The sequence below is a fragment of the Hominimerdicola aceti genome (assembly GCF_025567495.1).
Classification (GTDB): Bacteria; Bacillota; Clostridia; order Oscillospirales; family Ruminococcaceae; genus Hominimerdicola; species Hominimerdicola aceti.
On sequence record NZ_JAOQJZ010000006.1, the window covers coordinates 86,639 to 110,698 of the forward strand.

21 protein-coding genes are annotated in these 24,060 nt (G+C 40.4%); 18 read left to right on the top strand and 3 right to left on the bottom strand.

Translation table 11 applies throughout. The features are described 5' to 3' along the window. The first annotated feature begins 274 nt into the window (after positions 1-274). The 8 genes from OCV57_RS07355 to OCV57_RS07390 all read left to right on the top strand — a co-directional run bounded on the left by OCV57_RS07355 (position 275) and on the right by OCV57_RS07390 (position 10,996). On the top strand, positions 275-1,528 hold the full coding sequence (locus OCV57_RS07355; RefSeq protein ID WP_267301014.1) for a GTPase: 1,254 nt from the start codon (positions 275-277) through the stop codon (positions 1,526-1,528). Further along, entirely contained in the window at positions 1,528-2,694 is a 1,167-nt protein-coding gene (locus tag OCV57_RS07360) for a GTPase (protein ID WP_267301015.1), read from the top strand. Before OCV57_RS07355 ends, OCV57_RS07360 begins: the two co-directional genes overlap by 1 nt. Positions 2,695-2,707: 13 nt before the next feature. Next, positions 2,708-3,823, top strand: a complete 1,116-nt coding sequence (locus OCV57_RS07365) for a hypothetical protein (protein WP_267301016.1) — start codon at positions 2,708-2,710, stop codon at positions 3,821-3,823. A 214-nt stretch (positions 3,824-4,037) separates the two neighbouring features. Next, a complete protein-coding gene (hsdR, locus tag OCV57_RS07370; RefSeq protein WP_267301017.1) occupies positions 4,038-6,374 on the top strand; it encodes an EcoAI/FtnUII family type I restriction enzme subunit R in 2,337 nt (778 codons plus the stop codon). A gap of 3 nt (positions 6,375-6,377) precedes the next feature. After that, complete coding sequence (locus tag OCV57_RS07375; RefSeq protein ID WP_267301018.1) at positions 6,378-7,865, top strand: class I SAM-dependent DNA methyltransferase; 1,488 nt, start codon at positions 6,378-6,380, stop codon at positions 7,863-7,865. Next, the gene (locus tag OCV57_RS07380; protein ID WP_267301020.1) at positions 7,862-9,427 is read left to right on the top strand and encodes a restriction endonuclease subunit S; all 1,566 of its coding nucleotides are present in this window, start codon (positions 7,862-7,864) and stop codon (positions 9,425-9,427) included. The genes OCV57_RS07375 and OCV57_RS07380 overlap by 4 nt, the downstream gene beginning before the upstream one ends. 4 nt (positions 9,428-9,431) lie before the next feature. After that, positions 9,432-10,133, top strand: coding sequence for a hypothetical protein (locus OCV57_RS07385; protein ID WP_267301022.1), 702 nt, complete (start codon positions 9,432-9,434; stop codon positions 10,131-10,133). A 59-nt stretch (positions 10,134-10,192) separates the two neighbouring features. Continuing rightward, complete coding sequence (locus tag OCV57_RS07390) at positions 10,193-10,996, top strand: tyrosine-type recombinase/integrase (RefSeq protein WP_317245227.1); 804 nt, start codon at positions 10,193-10,195, stop codon at positions 10,994-10,996. Positions 10,997-11,045: 49 nt separating this feature from the next. On the opposite strand, the gene OCV57_RS07395 is transcribed toward OCV57_RS07390, so the two are convergent. Further along, positions 11,046-12,470: a restriction endonuclease subunit S gene (locus tag OCV57_RS07395; protein WP_267301023.1), complete on the bottom strand. Its 1,425-nt coding sequence runs from the start codon at positions 12,468-12,470 to the stop codon at positions 11,046-11,048. A 220-nt stretch (positions 12,471-12,690) separates the two neighbouring features. Here OCV57_RS07395 and OCV57_RS07400 point away from each other — a divergent pair, with 220 nt between their 5' ends. The 8 genes from OCV57_RS07400 to OCV57_RS07435 all read left to right on the top strand — a co-directional run bounded on the left by OCV57_RS07400 (position 12,691) and on the right by OCV57_RS07435 (position 20,198). Further along, the gene (locus OCV57_RS07400; protein WP_267301024.1) at positions 12,691-13,632 is read left to right on the top strand and encodes a DUF2971 domain-containing protein; all 942 of its coding nucleotides are present in this window, start codon (positions 12,691-12,693) and stop codon (positions 13,630-13,632) included. Between the two features lie 164 nt (positions 13,633-13,796). Continuing rightward, complete coding sequence (locus tag OCV57_RS07405) at positions 13,797-15,230, top strand: ATP-binding protein (RefSeq protein WP_267301025.1); 1,434 nt, start codon at positions 13,797-13,799, stop codon at positions 15,228-15,230. Positions 15,231-15,256: 26 nt separating this feature from the next. Continuing rightward, positions 15,257-15,895 (top strand): cyclase family protein, encoded by a 639-nt coding sequence (locus tag OCV57_RS07410; protein WP_267301027.1) that lies wholly within the window; start codon positions 15,257-15,259, stop codon positions 15,893-15,895. 219 nt (positions 15,896-16,114) lie between these two features. Then, a complete protein-coding gene (locus OCV57_RS07415; protein ID WP_022287080.1) occupies positions 16,115-16,576 on the top strand; it encodes a DUF4869 domain-containing protein in 462 nt (153 codons plus the stop codon). Further along, positions 16,566-17,519 (top strand): hypothetical protein, encoded by a 954-nt coding sequence (locus OCV57_RS07420; protein WP_267301028.1) that lies wholly within the window; start codon positions 16,566-16,568, stop codon positions 17,517-17,519. The genes OCV57_RS07415 and OCV57_RS07420 overlap by 11 nt, the downstream gene beginning before the upstream one ends. Before the next feature lie 304 nt (positions 17,520-17,823). Further along, entirely contained in the window at positions 17,824-18,975 is a 1,152-nt protein-coding gene (locus OCV57_RS07425) for an AlbA family DNA-binding domain-containing protein (protein ID WP_267301030.1), read from the top strand. A gap of 5 nt (positions 18,976-18,980) precedes the next feature. Continuing rightward, positions 18,981-19,391: an ABC transporter ATP-binding protein gene (locus tag OCV57_RS07430; protein ID WP_267301032.1), complete on the top strand. Its 411-nt coding sequence runs from the start codon at positions 18,981-18,983 to the stop codon at positions 19,389-19,391. A gap of 390 nt (positions 19,392-19,781) precedes the next feature. Further along, on the top strand, positions 19,782-20,198 hold the full coding sequence (locus tag OCV57_RS07435; protein ID WP_267301033.1) for a hypothetical protein: 417 nt from the start codon (positions 19,782-19,784) through the stop codon (positions 20,196-20,198). A 149-nt stretch (positions 20,199-20,347) separates the two neighbouring features. Here the strand turns inward: OCV57_RS07435 and OCV57_RS07440 are convergent, their stop codons facing one another. Together OCV57_RS07440 and OCV57_RS07445 are read right to left on the bottom strand one after the other, a co-directional pair. After that, a complete protein-coding gene (locus OCV57_RS07440; RefSeq protein ID WP_267301034.1) occupies positions 20,348-21,139 on the bottom strand; it encodes an alpha/beta hydrolase in 792 nt (263 codons plus the stop codon). 339 nt (positions 21,140-21,478) lie between these two features. Continuing rightward, the gene (locus OCV57_RS07445; RefSeq protein ID WP_022288241.1) at positions 21,479-22,174 is read right to left on the bottom strand and encodes a YoaK family protein; all 696 of its coding nucleotides are present in this window, start codon (positions 22,172-22,174) and stop codon (positions 21,479-21,481) included. Between the two features lie 153 nt (positions 22,175-22,327). Here OCV57_RS07445 and OCV57_RS07450 point away from each other — a divergent pair, with 153 nt between their 5' ends. Next, positions 22,328-23,230 carry a LysR family transcriptional regulator gene (locus OCV57_RS07450; protein WP_022288240.1) on the top strand — a complete coding sequence of 301 codons (903 nt, stop codon included), beginning with the start codon at positions 22,328-22,330 and terminating at the stop codon, positions 23,228-23,230. A 23-nt stretch (positions 23,231-23,253) separates the two neighbouring features. Next, complete coding sequence (locus OCV57_RS07455) at positions 23,254-24,051, top strand: DUF4866 domain-containing protein (protein ID WP_022288239.1); 798 nt, start codon at positions 23,254-23,256, stop codon at positions 24,049-24,051. The last annotated feature ends 9 nt before the right edge of the window (positions 24,052-24,060 follow it).

Here is a 24,060-nt window from a genome sequence, read left to right on the forward strand (position 1 = left end):
ATTATGTCGGAATTTTTCCTATAAAGGGGTTGAAATATGTGAAATAATATGATATAATGATGTAAAGTATTTGAAATAATGCGATATTTGTATAAGAAGCGGATTGTGTCATGTTTTTTGTTAAAATAAAAAAATATCTTACGAAAACGTTATACTAAGCAGCCAGCTTAACAAAAGTGAAAAAGAATGTGTTATAATTAACATACAAAAACGTATTATTATGTCAGTTATAGTTGATAATTGACAAATCAATAAGGAAAAGGAGTTTTTTGACATGAACGAAAACATCAACAAGAAATTTGACGTAAAAAACTTTGACTATGATAAGTGCTATGAAGAAGTAAAGGAAAATGCTTCAAAAAATATCAATATCATAGTGTGCGGAGCTACCGGCGTTGGCAAAAGCAGCCTTATAAACGACTTCTTCGAGTTTGATAAGGATAGTGCCGCTCCTGTCGGAAGCAGCGGAAAGCCGCAGACAAGGGGCATACACGAGTATCATTCAAAGAGCATTACCCTGTTCGACACTGAAGGCTACGAGGTAGAAAGCTCGTCTACGCCGGAAAACAGCGCTTTTTACAAAAATATAATAGATCTTATCGACGAACGCAAAAATAATTATCCTGCGGATTTGGGTATGCACATCCACGAGGTTTGGTACTGCATAAATAACCGCTTCATGGATCTCGATGAAAGGCTGATAAAAGACATACAGGCGAGAAATATCCCCGTGTGCGTTATTATTACAAAGGTGGATAATCTTGACGAGAACGAAGTCGCTCAGATAAAGGACGCTGTCGGCGATGCCGGAAAACGCAATAGGATAAACGGTATTGAGGTGTTTACCTATTCTACTAACAGCGATCTTGGCGACGAGTATGTGCAGAAATCTGAGATAAACAGCTGGGCACATCATAATCTTGACGATTACCTCAGAGAAAGCTTTATCCCGTCGCTCAAAAAAGCGCAGGGTCAAATGGCAGAAATGATGATAAAGCACAAGATACCGAAATACGCGGCTTTAGCCGCAGGTATTGTTACGGCTACATCATTTGTACCCGTGCCACTTTCCGATTCGGTACCGCTTATGGGCATACAGGTAAAAATGGCGATGGATATTTTAAGCTGCTACGGAATAGATAATGATATGAAGGGCGTTGTGAAAAATTTAGCCGGAGCGGGCTTCGTTTCTTATATAGGAAAAACGCTGGCTTCTCAGCTGCTTTCGGTGATCCCATTTGTCGGCGGCGCGGCGAAAGCTACGGTAAATGTTTCAGTGGCAACTACTGTTACGGCTACCCTCGGCGTTGCGATAACGAAGATCTGCGAGGAATACACTAAAGCCTGCATAGAGAACGGCGGCTCGAAAGGCCTTATGATCACCAAAATTTCCGACTACTTTACTGTTGAAAATCTGAAAAAGGTAATGAAAGAGATCAGCAAGGGCAAGGATCAGAAAATTGTAGAGAGAATAGTAAAAGCTGTAGTTGATATGTTCAAGGATACGAAAAAAGGAGCAAGGAAATAATGGAAGGCGACAAGATAAAAACTAATATACTGATAGCTGGCAAATCGGGCGTTGGCAAAAGCAGTCTGCTGAATTACATATTTGGAGAAGAAGTTTCACCGACGGGTGCAGGAAAACCCGTAACGGCGGAGGGTCTGCACGAATATTCTTTTGAGCTGAAAGATAACGACCGAATATCTTTTTCGATATGCGACAGCTGGGGTCTTGAACCCGACAAGGCGGACGAATGGCACAAGCAGATAATCGACAAAGTAGCGGAGTACGACAAGCACTCTATCAACGAATGGTTCAGCACCATAATCTACTGCCTTAGCGCCGACTCTGACAGAGTGGAAGATTTTGAGATAAGCATAATAAACAACCTTATAGCTGAGAAAAACAACGTAAACGTTGTGATAACTCACTGCAAGTCTGAAAACGACGACAGAGCGGAGCGCATGAAAAGGCGCATAGTTGAAGACGGCGGCGTTTCGGCTGACTCGGTGATATTTGTAAACAACTATGAGAAAAAACTTATTTCTGGCGAGGTAAAAAAGTTTGGACGCGAAGAGGTAGTAAACTGCATTATCCGCAACTTGTGGAACAATTACAAGGTAAAAGTGCCGTATAAAATAAAAGAGCACGCCAACGAAATGTTTCGCAGCGAGCACGATAAGCTTCATGATATGGTGGCAAGTACAAGCTTTGTTCTGCGAAAGCATCATAAGCTCGATAAGTTTGAAGAGGAAATAAACAATGAATTCGGAATGTTTGTTTTTAAGTCTGTAATGAAACTAAATAACGAGTTTAACGATGCGTATAATTATTATCAGCAGCTGTCACAAGAGTATTACGCGATCGTTTTTGGTATGGACGCGTTAAAGCTGCTGAACGACCCAATAATGTTTTTTGACGCAACAAAGGCTTTCAAAGAAGAAGTAAGTCAGCAGGTGGAAAGGATCGCCGAATCAACGGGAAAAATACTGAAATTCATGAACCAGGATGTTACCAAAGAGCTTATGAAAAAGCTTTTTGCAGAGATAAAGATAAACGTAAAGACGGCAAAAGCTATCAAAAACGACCTTCATGAAACGGTGGACAGGTACATTGTAAGAACGAAAGGCGTAGTTTTTGAAGAGATCGAGAAAACTGAGGAAAAGCTGCTTGCTATCGAGATCAAGATATAGGGGGTGCAACCAAATGACCATAAAAAAGCTAACAGCAATAGTCCTCACGGGTGCGCTGTTGCTGCTCACCGCTTGTTCTGACAGCGATTCAGGCAGCGACAAAAAAAGCAAGAAGAAAGACTACTACACCATTGGCGAAACTTGGACGGTTGATGGGCAGTGGTCGCTTACCGTTACAGGCGTCACGGAAACGGCTGAGCGCAATGAGTATGCGGACGAAAATCCTGCGGCGGTCTATATCGTGGACTACGAATATACAAACATCGGTTACGAGGACGAGGACGGCATAGCAAAGGGCATTTTCTTTGACATGGAGGACACCATAATAGACAGCAATGGCGTTATGGGTTACAGTTACCCGGGCGACGTTGCGAGAAACCCAAATGAAGCGCCTATAGGAAGCTCCTGCAAGGCTCAGGCTTGCATTGGTGTGGACAATGCGGGTGATTTCAGGATCACTGAGAGCCATTATGATTCAGATGGTGACGAACATTCGGCGACTTTTCTTATCGAAGTCGGCGGAAGTTCGGCAGACGAAAAATCTGACAGCGCCGCTCAGCCGACGGAAACTACCACCACAACGACCGCCGAGGCGACCACGACTAAGCCCGTGACCACGCTTGCGCCGTATGACATTTACGACGACACGGTGTATGCGAACGACCTTATCTACGAAACGGCGGACGATATTTTTGCCGAGCTTGGCGACGATTTCAGCATGGATTTTATATCAGTGGGGCAGGAAAACATCATCGCTGTCGAGAACGACGACGTGTATCCGAACACAAAGATAGGCTTTTACACCACGGACATACAGAACATCGGCACGCTTGATTTCCCGTACGCGATACACGTCACGCCGGGCGGATACATCACCGAGGGCGTGCAGGTTGGAATGACGTACAACGAGCTGAAAGCCATTTGCCCGAGCCTGGAGGGCGCAACGCTTGACGGCGGAACGTTCGGCCCGACGGCGTGGATAAACATAGACGGCAACGCGTGGGGCATAGAGTTCGACGTATCGCAGGCAGACCGCGAGCGGCTAGGCATGGCGGTAGGCGTAGCTGTTGATCTTTCGGAGCTTAATCCTAAGAGTACACTAGGGTATTATATTAGTTCGCTGAGCTGATATTTTTGAATTTTGTTATGGCAGCTTTTCGGCTTTTTAAGGAGTCGGAAGGCTGCTTTTTTTCTACCTTAAATTTAGTGACTTTACTTCATTTTTATTACAAAGCAATAAAAAACGCAGCTAAATGATTGACTATTTGTGGGAAATGTGGTATAATGTGATGTGAATATATAACTTCTTATAATTTTATCTTATCTGAAGTGGAGGTGTGACAATGACCATACTTGCAAAAAAAGAAATGTCAGAAGAGGATATAAAGCTTCAATTCATTACTCCTGCTATTCTTGATAAGTGGGATAAAAACAGAATTACAATGGAAACAAGGATCACCGACGGTAAGATCTGTCTGAACGGTAACTTTGTCCATCGTGATAAGAAAAGCGCCAAGTTTGCCGATTATGTTCTGTATTGGAGCAGCAGTTTCCCCATAGCGATAGTTGAGGCTAAGGACAATAACCATAGCGTATCATTCGGCTTACAACAGGCTATAGCTTATGCTCAGATGATGGATGTACCTTTCGTTTACAGCTCCAATGGTGATGCTTTCTATGAACACGATATGCTGACAGGTATGGAGCGTGAAATCGCACTTGATGATTTCCCTACACCTAATGAGCTTATGGAACGATACAAGGCAAATGCGAACGGCGGGCAAGGGCTGTCAGGGAATGAGCTTGCAGTCATCAGCCAGCCTTACTATTCAAGCCAGAATACCTACGAGCCAAGATATTATCAGCGAGTGGCAGTAAACCGTACTGTTGATGCTATTGCTCGTGGTGTAATGAGACTCCTGCTCGTCATGGCAACAGGCACGGGCAAGACCTATACTGCGTTCCAGATCGTGTACCGTCTGCTGAAAAGCGGTATGAAGCGTAAGATACTGTATCTTGCCGACAGGAATATTCTTGTGGATCAGTCTATACAGCAGGATTTCTCTCCGCTTGAAAAGGTCATCCACAAGATCAATGTTGCTAAGGATAACAAAACCACTATCACCTCACATCAGGTCTATTTCTCGCTGTATCAGCAGTTGATCGGTGATGATGATAAGGAGCATTTCTCCGAGCTGTTTGACAAGGATTTCTTTGACCTTATTATCGTAGATGAGTGTCACAGAGGCAGCGCCAAAGAGGATAGCAAGTGGCGCAGGATACTGAAATACTTCTCCTCGGCTACACAGATAGGTATGACCGCTACTCCGAAGGAGACAACATATACTTCTAACATTTCGTATTTTGGTGAACCAATCTACACATACTCCCTCAAAAACGGCATTGAAGACGGATTTCTCGCCCCGTTTAAGGTCATCAGCATCACAACAGACATTAGTGACGGCTGGAGACCGCTGAAAGGACAGCGAGATTATTACGGCAACGAAATTGAGGACAGGATATACAACAATACCGACTATGACTACAATATCATCATTCAGGACAGAATCAACCAGGTTGCCCTTGAAATTACGAACTACCTTATCAGCACAGACCGTATGCAGAAAACGATAGTATTCTGTGCGACTGAGGATGCTGCGGAGCGTATGAGAGTGGCTCTTGTCAACTTCAATAAGGATATGGTTGCTCAGAATCCTGATTATGTGGTGCGTATCACAGGCTCGGACGAGTACGGCAAGAGCAAGCTTGATTACTTCATCTCTGTCGGCTCTCCTTATCCTGTTATCGCTACGACTTCCAAGCTCCTGTCTACGGGTGCTGACTGCAAAATGACAAAGCTGATAGTGCTTGATGAGAATATCGGCTCTATGACCGAGTTCAAGCAGATCATCGGCAGAGGTACCAGACTGCGTGAAAAAGAGGGCAAGACGCACTTTGTAGTTATGGATTTCAGAGGTGTGACAAGGCTGTTCTATGATGAAGGCTGGGATGGGCCGGTCGAAATTGATTCAAATTATCATTCTCCAGAACCTAAGATCGATACTGACGGCCCTGTTGATTCTCCATTACCACATCCTGAGCCACAGCCTAAACCGTATGTCGGTGTAGATGGCTGTACTGTACGAATTATAAACAAAGTGGTATCGGTTTATGATGCGGATGGTAAGCTTCTTCGTCACGAGAATATCATAGATTATACAAAGACAAACATTTTAGGAGAATTTGCCGATCTAGAACATTTTATCAGAAGCTGGAATAGTGAAGAAAAGAAACGCACTATTTCAGAGCTGTTTAAAGAACACGGGATAGATATTCAGGCCTTAAAAGAATCACAGGGTATGGGCGATATAGACGATTTTGATTTTATAATACACATAGCGTTTGATAAGAAACCATTGACCCGAAAAGAACGTGCAAACGATGTAAAGAAACGTGATTTTATCAGCAAATATAATGGTCTTGCGAAAGAAGTTCTGGAAGCCCTGCTTGATATGTACTCAAACGAGGGCATTTATCAGATAGAGGACACACAGGTATTAAAGCTTGATCCTTTTATCCGTATGGGCAAGCCTGCGGCAATCGTTAAGTTGTTTGGTGGTAAGGAAGGATATAAAAAGGCTGTAAAAGAGCTTGAAGAAGAAATTTACAAGGTGGTTTAAAATATGAGCAGTTTAAGTAATTTCGTAAAGAGATTACGGGATATTATGAGAAACGATGCAGGTATCAACGGTGATGCACAGCGTATTGAGCAGATCGCTTGGCTGCTGTTTCTCAAGGTTTACGACACAAAGGAAGAAGATTGGGAATTTGATGATGATGCCTATGAGTCTATTATCCCCGAAGATTGCCGTTGGCGTAATTGGGCGGTAGATGACGGCAAGGGTACAGCTTTGACAGGTGATGATCTGCTTGATTTCGTCAATAATACGCTGTTTCCCACGCTGAAAGGCATACAAGTTTCCAAGACTACGCCTATCAATAAGGCTATCGTCAAGACAACATTTGAGGACACCAACAACTACATGAAGGACGGTGTTCTGCTTCGCCAGGTAGTCAACGTCATTGATGAGCTTGACCTTACCAATTATGAGGAAAGCCACGCATTTGGCGATATTTATGAGTCTATCCTGAAAGAGTTGCAAAGTGCAGGCTCTGCCGGTGAGTTTTACACGCCCCGTGCTGTGACTGACTTCATGGCACAGATGATAAAGCCTGTAATCGGTGAAAAGATGGCTGATTTTGCCTGCGGTACGGGCGGATTTATCATCAGTTGGCTCAAAGCCCTTGAATCACAGAAAAAGACTGTTGAGGACAGAGCGGCGTTTGATACCTCGGTTTACGGTATTGAAAAGAAGCAGTTCCCGTATATGCTTTGTGTCACAAACCTTCTGCTCCATGATATTGACACACCGAGAGTATATCATGATAATTCGCTGTTAAAGGATGTTCTTGACTATACGGAGGACGATCAGTTTGATGTGGTTCTGATGAATCCACCATACGGCGGCAGCGAGAAAACGGAAGTCAAGAATCATTTTCCGTCTGATCTCGCAAGCAGTGAGACTGCTGACCTGTTCATGTCGGTCATTATGTACCGCCTGAAGCAGAACGGCAGAGCTGCGGTCATTCTCCCTGACGGTTTCCTGTTTGGTACGGATAACGCAAAGGTCGCTATCAAGAAAAAGCTGATGAGCGAGTTCAATCTGCACACTGTCATTCGTATGCCGCACAGCGTTTTTGCTCCGTACACCTCTATTACTACAAATATCCTGTTCTTTGACAGGACAGGCTCGACGAAGGAAACATGGTTCTATCGTCTGGATATGCCCGACGGATACAAGAACTTCTCCAAGACCAAGCCTATGAAGCTCGAACACTTTGCTCCTGCTGTTGAGTGGTGGAGCGACCGACAGGAGATCACCATTGACGGCTTTGACAAGGCGAAGAAGTACACAGTTGAGGAGCTTGCGGAGAGAAGCTATAATATTGACCTCTGCGGTTTCCCTCATGAGGAAGAAGAAATACTCCCTCCGAGAGAGCTGATCCAGCAGTATCAGGAGAAGCGTGCAAGCCTGAATGCGGATATTGACCGTATTCTGGAGCAGATCACGGGCATTCTCGGTATCAGCAATATGGAGGACTTGACATGACAGCACAGCAGCTTAAAAACTCCATACTCCAGATGGCGGTGCAGGGCAAACTCGTTCCGCAAGATCCGGGTGATGAGCCTGCAAGCGTACTGCTCCGGCGTATCAAAGCCGAAAAACAGGAGCTTATCAAGGCAGGCAAAATCAAAAAGGATAAGAAATCCTCGGAGATATTCAGAGGCGCTACCCATAATTTGCCTTATGCCTTCTGTGAGCAGATTGGCAAGGAGATACGGGATATTTCGGACGATATACCGTTTGAGATTCCTGAGTCGTGGGAGTGGGTGAGATTGTCGAGTATATGTACTAAACTTGTAGATGGAGACCATAATCCCCCAAAAGGCGAAAAATCCACTACACAATACTATATGCTTTCATCTACAAATATAAATCATAACACACTTGTAGAACTTAATAAGGTACGATATTTAAATAAAGAAATCTTTGAAAAAGAAAATTCACGTACAAAAGTTTCAGTAGGAGATGTTTTTTTCACGTCAGTTGGTTCGCTTGGCAGAAGCTGCGTCTTTCAAGGGGGACACAATATTTGTTTTCAAAGAAGTGTTACGGTAATAAGCACATTAATCTATAATTATTATCTTAAATATTTCTTTGATAATCCTTTTTTTCAGGATAAAATAGTACGAGAAGCCACGGGAACAGCTCAAAAAGGATTTTATCTAAATCAATTATCAGAATGCATTATCCCTCTCCCGCCTCTCTCCGAACAACACCGCATAGTAGCCAAGATAGAACAACTCCTTCCATTCATAGAGAAGTATGAGCAAGCAGAAACACAGCTTACAGCCTTAAACACATCATTCCCAGAAATGCTGAAAAAGTCTATTTTACAGGAGTCTGTACAAGGAAAACTTGTTCCTCAAAATCCTTTTGATGAACCTGCAAGTGTACTTCTTGAACGTATCAGAGCAAAAAAACAGGAACTTATAAAACAGGGAAAAATCAAGAAGGACAAGCACGAATCGGCCATCATAACAAGGGATAAAATTCCTTATGAGATTCCCGATAGTTGGGTGTGGTGTAAACTATCCGACTTAGCTATTTTAGAGAATGGAGATAGAAGTAGTAAATACCCTGTTGAAGCAGACTATGTTGAGATTGGTATCCCTTTCTTTGGAGCTAAAGACATTGATGGTGATATGATGAGCTTTCAGAATGTTCGATTTATATCACAACAAAAGTATGATGAACTTGGCAATGGCAAACTTGTAGACGGGGATATAATCTGCTTACTTAGGGGAAGTGTAGGAAAAACAGCGAAATTTGAAGCTAATGAACAATTCGATACGGGCTTTATATGCGCACAAATGCTTATAATTAGACTGTTGGATAAATCCTTGTTTGGTTATATATCAAGTTATTTCAAGTCACCCGACTATACGAATTATGTAGAAAGCAAAGTAACAGGAACAGCAGTAAGACAAATGCCTGCAAAAGAAATGGGTAATCTGCTTATCCCGCTTCCACCTCTTGCCGAACAGCACCGCATAGTCGCAAAAATTGAAGAAATCATGCCCATGATTGAAAGATTAACTCTGAGGTGAGAGTATGAAGCAAGGCGAACAGGAAGCAAAAATGATACTTGTGCGCAAGGGAGTAGCTTTTGATGACAATTATCACGATGACAACTCCCATCCGTCTATGCCTGATTTCAAGTATCTGGACGAAGAGCGTTTTCTTGAAGTCACCCACACACTACATAACAATGCAATCATAACGCATATCAATCGGTTTCATCGAAAAAGCACCGCAGAACAGCTTGAAATCATGGAGAAAGCACGAAATGTTTATGATAGAATCCATGAATACTGTTATCCAAATACAGAGGAAGGAATGGCACAATACAGATGCGATTTGAAGCTCGTGAAATCGCATATGGGATATGATCCCACAAAATGGGACTTTGCAGAAAAGCTTTCTGAGTTTGATTGCGATTTTCCAATCATCGAATGTTCAACTGAAAACATTCTGCGTGAAGTGCGAGAGAAGGGCGAAAAGCATAAAAGCGGCAATACCGACCTGTTCATCTTCGTCCTGGAAGATGAATTTCGTGTGATGATGGATTTGCTTCACAGCGGACCACAAAACGGTTGTTACGGTGCTTTTTTCAAAGCGATTCTGCGTTCGCCCTTTCCTGCTGTGTATGTCTGTGCATGGAACTGGGAGACTCAGACATACGAGATTGATGATCCGCTCATCATGAAGTTTGAGAAAACTGAGAATGGCGGTATGGTTGCAGGGCGAATATAATACCTATTTTTTTAAATCGTATATTCAGTTATAATTATATCGGAAGGAGGTCTTTCGATATGATTGACACATTTAAGGCATATTTGGACAAGACAAATCTGTCCGAAAACTCAAAATCTGCGTATCTGTTTGCATTAAAACAGTTTACAGAACAGTACAACAGCGTTACCAAGAAAAATCTTACGGGTTACAAGATGTGGCTTGTGGACAATTTCAAACCGCAGACGGTGAATCTCCGCTTGCGTGGTATGAACTGTTACCTTGAAAGCGTGAGTAAGGAAAAGTGGAAACTATCATTTGTAAAAGTTCAGCAGAAACCTTTTCTCGAAAACGTCATAAGCGAAGCGGATTACTTGTACTTCAAAAAATGCCTGAAAGAGGACGACGAACTATTTTGGTACTTCGTGATCCGCTTTCTTGCTGCCACAGGGGCAAGAGTAAGCGAGCTGATACAGATCAAAGTTGAACACGTTAAACTTGGGTATCTCGATCTGTATTCAAAGGGCGGTAAACTTCGCCGTATCTACATTCCAAAATCTTTGCAAGAAGAAGCACTTGCGTGGCTTACTGATAAAAGGCAAGACAGCGGTTTCGTCTTTCTTAACCAGCGAGGACAGCGCATAACCACCAGAGGCATATCGGGCGAATTGAAGAAGTTTGCATTAAAATACGGCATTGATACAAAAGTGGTGTATCCTCATTCGTTCCGTCACCGCTTTGCAAAGAGCTTTCTTGAACGTTGTAACGATATTGCTTTTCTTGCCGACCTAATGGGACACGAAAGCATCGAGACCACTCGCATTTATTTGCGTAAGACCGCCACGGAACAGCGTGAAATCGTGGACAGCATTATTGACTGGTGATCCATAAACACAACGGGCATACCCTCAGAAACGAGAGTATGCCCGTTTTTTATAGCTTGTCGCAGTAATTATAAATGCTTTCTATTGTTTCAATTATCCGTTTCTGTTCTGATAATGGAGGAACAGGTATGAATAATTCTTTTATTCTGCCAGGTTTCAATTCCTTTTGCTTTGTAGATCCTTCGCCACATTCTTCAAGATAAGGTTGATACCATTTTAGAATATAGTAGATATACTGTGATATATCACTGCATACCCTTACTATGGTGACATGAGAATCAGGAACTAAAGGCATATTATCATGATTATCTTCGTTGGAATACATACCTATTCTGCCAAGAGTTCCTGTTCCCGTAGAATTTACAATAATATCTCCGCCCTGCATATACTCCTCTTGCGGATATTTACTGATAGCACTATCAACAAGATACTTTGCAAGCGAAATATTGATGCCACCTGTTTTTACATTGCATTTCTGTGCGAATACAAGAACAGAGCCAATATCCGCATAAACAGGAGATTTTCCACGCCTAATCTCTTTGATAGCCAAATCTGAAAGCCTGCACCAACACCAACTATCCGGAATCTCAAACGGCACTTCATCAGCGATACACCGCTCTTTTCCGTCGATGATCTCATAAGGAATTTTATCCCTTGTTATGATGACGGATTCATTCTTGGTTTTCTTGATTTTTCCCTGTTTTATAAGTTCCTGTTTTTCAGCTCTGATACGCTCTAACAGCACACTTGCAGGCTCATCATCGGGGTTCTGCGGAACGAGCTTGCCCTGTACCGCTTCTTGCAGGATAGACTTTTTCAGGGCTTCGGGGAAGGTGGTGTTGAGGGTTGTGAGGTGTTCTTCTGCCTTGCCGTATCTTTCGATGTATGGGAGGAGTTCTTCTATCTTGGCTACGATGCGGTGTTGTTCGGCAAGCGGTGGGATAGGAATAAATAACTCTTTGATCCTATCCGCTTTCAGTTCCTTTTGCTTTGTTGAGCCTTCGCCGCTTTCTTCAAGATACGGCTGGTACCATTTAAGGATATAATAAATATACTGCGATATGCTTTTGCATACCCTTACTATGGTGACGTGAGAATCAGGAACTAAGGGTAAATTGTTTGGATTGTCCCTATCAGAATATAGACCAATTCTACCAAGTGTACCTGTACCAGTAGAATTGACGATAATATCTCTGTCCTGCATATATTCCTCTTGCGGATATTTGCTGATAACACTATCTGCAAGATACTTTGCAAGCGTGATATTGATTCTGCCTGTTTTTACATTACATTTCTGAGCGAATACAAGGGCAGAGCCACTATCGGCATAAACAGGCGATTTTCCTCGCTTAATCTCTTTGATGGCTAAATCCGAAAGCCTGCACCACTCCCACGAATCAGGAATCTCAAACGGTATATCGTCCGAAATATCCCGTATCTCCTTGCCAATCTGCTCACAGAAGGCATAAGGCAAATTATCAGAAATATATTTTGTGATTTCTTCACTGCACCATTGCCATACACACAGAAAAATGCTATAATAAGAATAACAAATATTTCAAAGATTGTAATGAAGTTGGACTAAGTTATAAATCTTCTATGTTCTGAGAATTAAGTGAAGTTATTGGATAGGTGGATCGCTGAATGTGAAGAGAATTTGATTTAACTATAAATGTAGGAAGTGGTGAAATGCTATGTGTATAAAAATCACAGAAAAAATACCTTTTGAAAACCAAGTTTATCATTATTGCAGCCTTGAAACATTTCGTCTTATTGTGGAGAACAAAGTTTTATTTATGTCAGGCTATCATTATATGAATGATAGTTCAGAAGAAAAATATTTTTTAGATGTTTTTGAGGAAGAAATGAAAAACTTATATGACGGTTTATCAGATGAAGAAAAAGCAAATATTGAAAGCGATGATTATATGAAAAAATACATGACGAGGCTTTCTGAATTATATGCTAATGTGTGCTTTATTTGTTGTTTTTCAAATATACGAGATGATTTAAACCAGTGGCGTGCTTATGGTGATGATGGTAAAGGTATATGTATAGGATTTGATAAATCATTTTTTGAAGGGTTGGTAAAAGAGGGATTTTTCGCTGAAAATGTAACTTATAAGGCAAAGGAAGAATTACACTCTTTTATTTCAGAAAAATTGATTTCAATAAAAAATGAGCATAGTTTGATAACAGACTCAGTTAAATTTACTCGTGAAGTAAAAATGCAAATAGGGCTTAAAAGAGCTAAAGTAAAAAATCCTGCTTTTTTAGCGGAAAATGAATTTCGAATTGGTTTATATGATTCATTAAGTGATGATGCTATAAAGCAATATGTATTTGATGATATACATATTGGAGCAACGGGCTTGAAACAATATATGGGAAATATATATTATTTAGAAAATAATATAAAAATCTCTCCTGTTGATTATAGAACAAATAAAAATCGATTAATCCCTTACAGGAAACTTGAATTAGGTTCAGAACTATTTAAGGCCATAAAATCGGTGACTATAGGACCATTGTGTCAAGCTTCGCCTGAGGAACTTGCTAAATTTCTTGTATGCAAATGTGATAATTGTTTTTGTGGAATTGATACAATATACAAATCTACATTAACCTACGTTTAACAGCCATTTATAAAGATTTTTGTACTCCCGTATCAATTTATAAGCAACCGCCTCATTTTATACGACTTTTATTAGACTTTTATAGGACAAATTACAATTTTATAAGAATTTAGTCTTGACAAATTCTTATAAAATCAGTATAATTATATTATGGAGGCGATAAAATGCTGGATAATGAACTTATAGATATGGTGAAACAAATACAGCTTGTTCGCAGTGAAAGCAACAATGTAGAGATAAAAGCGGCAAATAAGGGCTGCCCTAAGGTGCGTGATTCGCTGTCTTCTTTTTCAAATCAGTCGGGCGGAGGCGTTATTATTTTCGGCGTAGATGAAAATGACGGGTACGAGGTCTGCGGAGTTTATGATACAGCTGACCTTATGAAAAAGGTCGAGGCGCAGTGTAAGGAAATGACGCCTGTGATAAGACCGCTGTTTTCCGTTGCATCTATCGACGGAAAAACTGTCGTGTCTGCCGAGATACAGGAGATTGATAATACTGACAAACCCTGCTTTTACAGCGGTGTCGGCAGGCTGAAAGGTTCATATGTCAGGTCGGGCGACGCTGACAGACTTATGACGGAATATGAGGTTTACAGCTATGAGGCTTTCAAAAAAAGCATTCACGACGAGCTGAGAATTTGTGAAAGAGCCTTTACAAAGGACATTCAGACCAACGCATTCAAGCTTTATTTTGACCTGCTGAAAAGCAAAAAGCCTAATCTTGCCGAGCTTTCAAATGAGGAAATATGCCGCTTGCAAGGTTTTACTGATGAGGGCAAACCGACTTTGACCGGAATAATGCTTTTCTCAAACTACCCGCAGGCGTTTTTTCCGCAGCTTTGCATAACGGCTGTGTCTGTGCCCGGAACTGAGATAAGCAGTACGGCAAGCGTCGGCGAACGTTTTATAGACAATCAGCGAATAGACGGAACACTTGTGCAGATGCTGAATGATGCTTTGGTGTTCGTGCGCAAAAATATGAAAACTGCGACTATCATAGACCCGAACACGGGCAAGCGAACGGACAAGACGGAATATCCTGTAATTGCTATAAGAGAGCTTATCCTGAACGCTCTTATCCACAGAGATTACAGTATCCACACGGACACGACGCCTATAACCATAAAGATGTTCAGCAACCGTTTTGAGATAGAAAATCCCGGCGGACTTTACGGCAGAATGACCCTTGACAGATTGGGAAAAGTGTCTGCCGACACAAGAAACCCTAAGATAGCGGGTGCTATGGAGATACTCGGTGAAACGGAGAACAGATACAGCGGCATACCCACGATAATAAATGCAATGGAAGAAAGTGGTCTGCCTGCACCGAAATTCGAGAGCGACAGAGGCGTATTCAAGGTGACGTTGTACAACAGCGCCGCCGAAAGCGTGCCGATAGATGACATTGAAACTGAGATACTTGAATTCTGTAAAACGCCGAGAAGCAGGAATGAGATAGCGGAGTTTTTCAATGGCAGAATGACGATTGCTTACGTTATGGAAAGGTACGTCAAGCCAATGATAGCAAGCGGTAGGCTTATTATGACGATACCTGAGAAGCCTAAGAGTAAGTATCAAAAGTTTTTGGCGAGGTAGGAAAAAGTTAGAGTGGACAATTACGCATGGAAATACAAATCGGAATTTGTGGAGGAGAATATGAAATGAAAATCTATGATATTTCTCAAGAGGTTTTCGGCTGTCAGGTATATCCAGGCGACCCGACACCGAAAAAAAGGGTGATTTCTTCAATGGAAAAAGGCGATTTGTATAACCTGACGGCTTTTAGTATGTGCGCTCACAACGGCACGCATATAGATGCGCCGTTTCATTTTATCAAAGACGGAAAAACCGTAGATTCCGTAAGTTTAGATACATTTATAGGAATGGCTTATGTGGCAGAACATAATGGAATCGTTTCTGCCGATGATGCCACGGAAATACTTGAAAAAGCGAAAAAACAGAATTCAGAAGCGGCAAAGAGAATTCTTATCAAGGGAGATGCAGAGGTCTCTGCGGAAGCAGCTAAAGTGTTTGCTGAATCAAACATTTTACTGCTTGGTAATGAATCTCAAACTGTCGGTCCTGAAAATGCTCCGATGGAAGTACACCTTATCCTATTAGGAGCTGGCGCTGTATTGCTTGAAGGTATACGTTTAGCAAAAGTTTCAGAGGGAGTTTATTTCTTAAACGCAGCACCATTAAATCTATCAGGTGCGGACGGTTCGCCTTGCAGAGCTATACTGATCGCTGCTGAAAGATAAATTCCAACTTATAGATGTACAACAAAATTATCATCAACATAACAGCCACACCTAGTGCCAATTTGACAGCACGGGTGTGGCTTGTTTTTTATGCGATCCTGCTTGCTTTCCCCGCAGAAAAATGGTATAATGAGAATAACAAAATTTTTCAAGAAGGCAGACTGTATGGGCGTATACGTCCGTTTTGCTTGTGAATAATAGCTATAAGGAGATGGTGTTGTGCTTAGAATATTTTTTGGAAAACACCCTAAAGAAATATACAATACTGAGGTCTATTATGCAAATCAGTATGATAAAATGTGGGTCATGGAACCATTTGCAAAAAAGATCATTAAGGATATTGATGACTCAACTGTAATTGGCCCTGATCTTATAGAAAACGATATTTTTGGCAAATTTAATTCAACGGAATTGTCAGCGGGCGTTAAGACTCTTTTGCTGATATATAATCAGCCTAAAAAGATCTTCAATATTTCAAATTGCGGAGATAACTGCTCAAAGTATCTGCTTGAAATGGCTGAAAACAAGGATATTACGGTATCATTGCATCATTTGATGGACTTTGGAAAGTCTTTTTCTGTGAAAATAATAAATGAAGGGAAAAGAAAAGTGATTACAGACCCAATTGAATATTTGATGCTTGCAGATAGATATCTGAGGGGTGAAGAAAATGAGGGGTAAAATAAAAATACAAATAAAAAACAGGCACATAACGTTTAATTTTACTCTTGAGAGAAATGTAACGATATTGACAGGGGACAGTGGCACTGGAAAAACGAAACTCATCAATATGGTGAGAAACTATTCCGAACTTGATGAACAAAGTGGTGTAATTTTAAAGTGCAGTAAACCTTGCCTTGTATTGTCAAATGCTAATTGGGAAACCATTCTTGAAAATACCCACGAGAGCATTGTTTTTGTTGAAGAAAGTACACCATTTCTATCTTCTTATGAGTTTGCAAAAGCGATTCAGGGTTCTGATAATTATTATGTTCTTGTAACAAGAGAGCCGTTGGCGCAAATTCCATACAGTATAGATGCTATCAGGAAGATCCATAAAAATGGTGCAAAACCGAAGTTCGAGAAGATATATAAGAACATTTCAAAAAATGATATATCAGCATTTCCGTATGATATTGTAATCGTTGAAGACAGCAGGTCGGGTCTTCAGTTTTTTAAGAAAGCAACTGAAGATCACGATCTCGAATGTATCAGTTCTAACGGAAAGAGCGGAATTGTAAAATTACTGGAACAGCATAAAGGTAAGCGTATTCTTGTAATAGCCGACGCTGCGGCACTTGGTTCAGAAATCAAAGAGCTTATGTATTTAAAGTCTGTATCAAATAATAAGATCGATCTTTTTTTGCCGGAGAGTTTTGAATGGCTTATTCTTCGCTCGGCGATTTTTGACCGTAACGATAATGTTCAAGAGATTTTGGCTGACCCGGCAGAACATATAGATTGTGAAAAGTATTTCAGTTGGGAGCGCTTTTTTACTGCATTGCTGGTGGCAGAAACTAATGGCAAAGCAAATCTTGAGTATCACGAGAACAAGAGCCATATCCCTTCCGGATATTTATCCGAACAAAATATTTATTCTATTTTAAATGCAATGAAAAAATAATAATAGACAAGCCATACTCTGTGTTGATTTGATTGCACAGGGTGTGGCTTGTTTTTATGATTTCTGAATTGACAAAACAAAGGTTTTGGTGATATAATTACTATGAGCGGATATGTAAATTTTATATAGTTTTACTTATATTAAAGGCACCAACATGAATAGAATAGAAGCACTGAAAAAACTTGTCAAACGTTTCGGTGATAACTACAAGGCATACAAGAAAGATAATTATAATTAGCATTTCTGCCGACAAATCTGGAAGAGAATGATTTTTCTGATAATGAGGAGATGAAAACAGGCAATCATGGAATATGGTGAATACGAATTAGAAGAGCGTATAGAGTCTTTTATAATGAAAAGATGTGAAACAGAACAATGCGATTTCAAGCAAGAATGGCATCAAAAAGCAGAAGATCTTATAAAAGACATTGTTTGTTTTGCTAATACCGTACATGATAAAGATTGTTATTTAGTGTTTGGAATATCAGATGATTACCAAATCGTAGGCATGACGAAACCTCGCAGAAAACAAGCAGATATAATCGATACCTTGAATAAACTGTATTTTGCAGGAGATATTGTTCCTAAAGTTGAATTGCATACCATATTTCTGGATGGGAAAGAAATAGATGTACTGATTATTAAGAATACTGATTTTACGCCGATTTATCTGAAAAAGCCGTATGGGAGAATGAAGGTAGGATGTATCTATACTCGTATTGGCGATAAAAATACCCCGAATGATGATAATGCGGAATACCATGAAATAGAAATGCTATGGAAGAAAAGGCTGGGCCTGACAAAATCTCCACTTGAATTCATATATGACAGTATGAACAACAAACTAAACTGGAATGAATATGAAGAATCTTGGTATCATATTTACAAACCAGAATATGTTATTCGTACATATTGGGATGATGATGAATGTTCAGACAATCGACGAAGAGATGAGTTCTATTCGTATTCTCAATTAAACGAATTAACCTCTTTTATGAGGCTTGATATTATGGCAAATCAAACCGTATTAGAAGGGTTTCAAATTGTCTGCCTTGATAGCGGAAGGTTGACCATACCAGTACCTGAATGGGGATATATCAAGCAGGAATTTAATCCATATGATACAATTTCCTATAAATACTATTCAAATGGTACAAAACGCTATACTCTTTTGAAATTCATGTATGATCATGAAAATAGAGAAGAACGATATGCTTATAGAAACTTAATGAAGGTGGTATTGATATTTGACTCCGAAAATGAGCGATTTGCTTTTGAAGACTTTATTACATATTATTTTGAAGAATTCAAAGATAGACTCGCTAAGGCGGACAAATATAATTACATAGAAACGGAAAGTAAAAAGAAAACAGAAGTATATAGAGAATATTTAAATACGGGCTTTATTCTTAATGAAATGCTTAGAGAGTATAGAAGTAAATATGAAGATGAATAAAAATCGTGATGCAAGAGATCCATACTACCCACACCTCGTTCATCGTTGATCTGCATCTCGATTACAACGTTACTTTTATCACAGGCGACTCTGGCGTTGGCAAATCCGCTCTGTATTCATTTATTGAAGAACTGTCTGCAAATGATAAAAGAATAAGGTGTTTTAATTATCTTGACCAGAAAAAGAATTACAAAACTTCGATCAAAAATTCGAAGGATAAGCTTTTCGTGATAGATAATGCAGATATTCTGCTGGACGATAAAATGAGGCAGTATATTGCTTTTGATGCACAAAACCAATATGTAATAATAGGGCGAAACCCCACCGGCTTAATGCTTGAGTTAGATGAGATCTACGAATTGTCGAGCGAGAATATCAATGGCAGAACACTATTATCATTAAAGAAAAGCTTTTAAACGATGAGTTGAAAGATAGATTCTAAAAAAGCTGTTTAATTTTTTCAGCCCAATAAAATCTAAACTGTTTTATAGTAGAATCCCACCAAATCCCCATACGCCAATTTTACGCCAAAATGGCGTAGGTTTTGTAAGAATATATAAACTTTCGTAAAAAGCAAAAATGTCGCAAATCCAGTAAAATCAAGGGTTTGCGAGCTTTTGAAAAGATATAAAAAGGCGGTGTGGGTATTTCCCTACGATGAAGACGTTGGAGTAAACATAGTAAGATAATTTGTAGAATTAATGGGCAATTCCAATTTGGATTGCCCATTTTTAAAACAAACAGAAATACAAATCAAGAGGCTTTTTAATTATTTATTATTTGTGTTTCTTTGAGCGGAGGAAGATATGGAAGAATTGTTTGTATATTCATTGTTATATGATGTTGGGTATGAAAAAGTTAATGAATACGAAGAAACCCTTAATCGCCTTTTCCTTAATAATCCCGAAGATAGGAATTTGCTTGATTTGGAAGAAATGGCCTTTAAAGATGCTATGTTCCATTTACGTCACTTAATAAATGTATTATCTTTTGATACTATGGAATTTGGCAAGCAACTAATGAGTAAGATTAAGCCTTTATATGACGGTAATAACATTGCTGACTTTGGAAAAGCAATGTATCGTTTATGGACGTTATTACCCGAAAAAATAAAACTCGAAGAACCATTTTATATCTTGAGTTATGCTGACGATTGTTTAGGTTACGGCAATGAAAAACAATGTCAAGAATTATATGAGAATGCATTGAATTATTATGATTAGTAATTTATGTATAAAAATCCGATTTAGTCAACCTGCCCTTTGAGATAGGAGAAATCCCTTTCTCAAAGGGTATTTTTATATTGTGCAGTTTGTATGAGGTTTCTTGTGTTTCATATTATCACATAAAAACCGCAAAGACATCACCGCTCTTACTTCTCCTCAAACATCCACTTGACCGCCTTTTCAGCATACTCACTCCAAAACATCATATCGTGGTTGCCTTTGCTTTCAAAATACTCGTGAGAAACGTTTCTGCTTTCAAGAAATTTGTGAAGATCACGGTTGTTTTCAAGCAGGAAATCTTCTGTACCGCAGCACATAAATATATCTGGGATATTTTTGCCCTCTCGCTGAAGTTCGTCTATAAGAAATTCGGGATTGTTCCTGCTGTTCAGCACCTCAGACGTTTCGCCGAAACATTCTCTGTAATATTCATAATTCGCTGTGGCATTGCCTTGCCCCTCTGACATTCCTGCGACTTCGTGTACGATAAGAGCCGAAGATAATGCAGCAACCTTGCCAAAGGTTTCTGGATATGCAAATGCTGTATGAAGCGCACCAAATCCGCCCATTGAAAGACCCATAATGTATGTTTCACTGCCATCTTTCGCAAGTCTGAAAACTCGTCTTACATAGTCCACAAGCTCCTCGCCGACGAATTTGCAGAACTGATGACCAGTCGAGCGTCCGTCCAGCCAAAAAGAATTTTCGCCCGAGGGGATAACTACTGCAAAATTATACTTGTCCGCAAGATATTCAGGCACCCAGTTTTCTGCGTCGCCTGTAAAACCGTGCAGCAAGAAAAGCGTTTTGGTGCTGTTTTCCGAGTATTTCGTATCTGTCTGCCCCCAGTCCTGCCTTATGTCACATGGCAGGTACATTTTAAACGTGGTATACCTCCGCAGGCAATTTGAATAAAATCTGATCGTTAAGTTTGACATAGCTTTTCCTCCTGTTTTTTATATAATTATACTACATAAAATCAGGTTTGTCCAAGGGGGCAGCGAAAAAATTTTTCAATTTCCCTCACAAAATCATTTATCCCTATAAAAATAAAAATCACATCTGTCAAAGCCTCGTCCCAACGTACCTTGCCGCTTTTTCATAATATTTTTGTCAATCATAATTCTACGCTTCTCCACATTTACAAGGTGTCTATCTACCCCTGCAACTATTTTATTCATTATATCAAAATCAAAGCCGCAAAGTCAAACCAGCAAAAAAGCTGTCCGACCTTGCGGCTTTTGACCTTTATAATACAATACTAACCGAAATGTGCCCTACATATCCTCCCTCATCATATCATTCTCACTCTTTATAAACATAAGCACAAAGCATATAAGCAGCAATGCGCAAGATATCCATATAAACTCATTGCCTATGTATAATGAATATGCTCCGCCTATTCCTGCACCGCAGGCAAATACGAATATCGTAAGAAAATATTGCAGCGATTTCCTAAGCAGCGACTTGTCCCCTATCCTCATGTATGCACTTATGGATTCCATTGCACTTCTCATATTTCCTATGCACATCGTGCTTGCGTATGGATAACTATTTACTTTCCTGAACGATTGCACCTGCATTGCACAGGCACATGATGAAAGTGCATTCGCAACAAAATCGTATGAACCGCCAAGCGGTATAAACCCCACAATGCAAAGCAGCACCATTTCCGTGAAAACTATTATCTGCCGCCAATGTATAAATCCCACGTCCTTGAAACGTGCGTGCAGACGCTCGGCTATGAAAATCCCCATTGCAAACGCCAGCACAGGTATAAGATAGTGCAACGCCCTGTGCCAGTTGCCTTTTGCGACATATGTGCTCATAAGCACAATGTTTCCCGTCTGTGCATTTGAAAAAACTTCACCTCGCACAAAATACGAATATGCGTCCTGCAAGCCCCCTGATATGGTCAGAAGTATCATGAGCATATTGGTTTCAGACATTTGTTTTCTTGATCGTAACATCATTTTATCATATTCCTTCATAAAAAATTAACAAGAAAAATATTTTTATACACTTTAATTTTCTCCTTTTTCCATTATAATTATCTCAGATATATAAGTCAAATATATAATTTATATGCAAGATATAAAATATTGATATAGCGAGAAAGTGATAAAGTGAATATAAATTACGAATATTATAAGATATTTTATTATGCCGCAAAGAACCGCAGCTTTTCAAGAACGGCAAAAGTGCTGCTCACAAATCAGCCTAATATCACAAGGGTGATAAAAATACTCGAAGGAGAACTTGGCTGCACGCTTTTCAATCGAATGAAAAACGGCGTCACGCTTACCCCTGAGGGAGAGATACTTTACGAGCACATCTCAAAAGCGGTGGAACTTATTACAGAGGGCGAAGATGAGATCTCAAAAGCCAACGACCTGCAAAGCGGAACTGTCACCATAAGTGTGACGGAGACCGCACTTCACGGCGTTATGCTGCCACTTCTCAATGAGTTCCATGAAAGATATCCGGGAATAAAAATAAAGCTGCTGAACCATTCAACCCCTCAGGCACTGACTGCTCTCAAAAGCGGCATTGCAAACCTCGCTGTGGTAACAACGCCGATAAGCACAGAGGGCTCGCTGAATTTTCATAAGCTCAGAGAGTTCCGTGAACTTATCATATGCAGCACAAAGCTAAAGGATCTTGCAAAGCGAACGCTCACTCTTGAGGAACTTTGCAGCCACCCTATAATATCACTTAACCGAAACACAAGGACATATGATTTCTATTCCGATTTCTTTTTCCAGCATGGAATAGATTTTCAGCCGGATATAGAGGTCGCAACTGCCGATCAGATAATGCCGCTTGTGAAAAGCAACCTTGGCATAGGCCTTATACCTGAACCAATGGCACAAAGCGGCGATGTTTATATTCTGAAAACTGATGAAGAGTTTCCAAAGAGGAGCATCGTTCTTGCAGAAAATGCAGACAAAAAACTCAATGCCGCCGCTACAGAGATACAAAAAATGATACTGAAAAAGTGTAATATGTTTGCAAATGCTGAGATATGACATACATGAAAGGAGATAATAATATGCCTACAGTTTTGCCAAAAGAAAATGAAGTCGAACAGTTTTTTTCAAGGATAATGGCATCGGAAGGAGCTTGCGAAAGGCTCAGCAGCGTGCTTTACGATCACCTTAGTGACGACGATATGCAGACCGATCCTGACCCAAAACATCTTGTGCAGGTGCTTTTGACCGCATATACGAACGGTGATATAAGTGCACTTCTGCTGGAGCTTTGCGGAAGAAGTCTTTTCGATCTGCTGAGAGAGGCTTACCTTATACCAAAGCGTTTTCACGGAAAAGCCGGAAAAAATCCTGAACTCCTTACGACCCCTGAAGGCGATGTCATTGAAGAAAAGAAAAAGCTTGTCACAAAGCATGAGTTCGAAAAATTTCGTGATGTGTACAAAAACCACAGCTGTGCACCACGTTCAAAGCTTTATCTTGCGGACGGATATGACCTTATGAGGGTCTATACCGACGGAATGAACATTAAGGAAAAGCGTGTTGACAAAAGACGTGGCGTGCTTATACTTTACGCCCTGCCTGACACTGTAAAGCTTGGACTTTCCGAGGCTCAGACCTATGATGTTATATGGAATACTTTCCACAAGATACAGCAGACTGCCCCAACCGCAATGGTCTATTACGGACAAGAAACAGGCGAAAAGGCTGGAAAATCATTTGATGAGATCGGCGTTTTACTGCCTGTTCATCAGTTTGAAAAGAAAATGCTCATGCACCTCAGCGAGATAGACGGCATTGTGCTTGCCTGCCGTGAGGAAATGATGAAAAAAGCAGGCTCAGACAGCCTTGATCTTTAAAAACGGAAG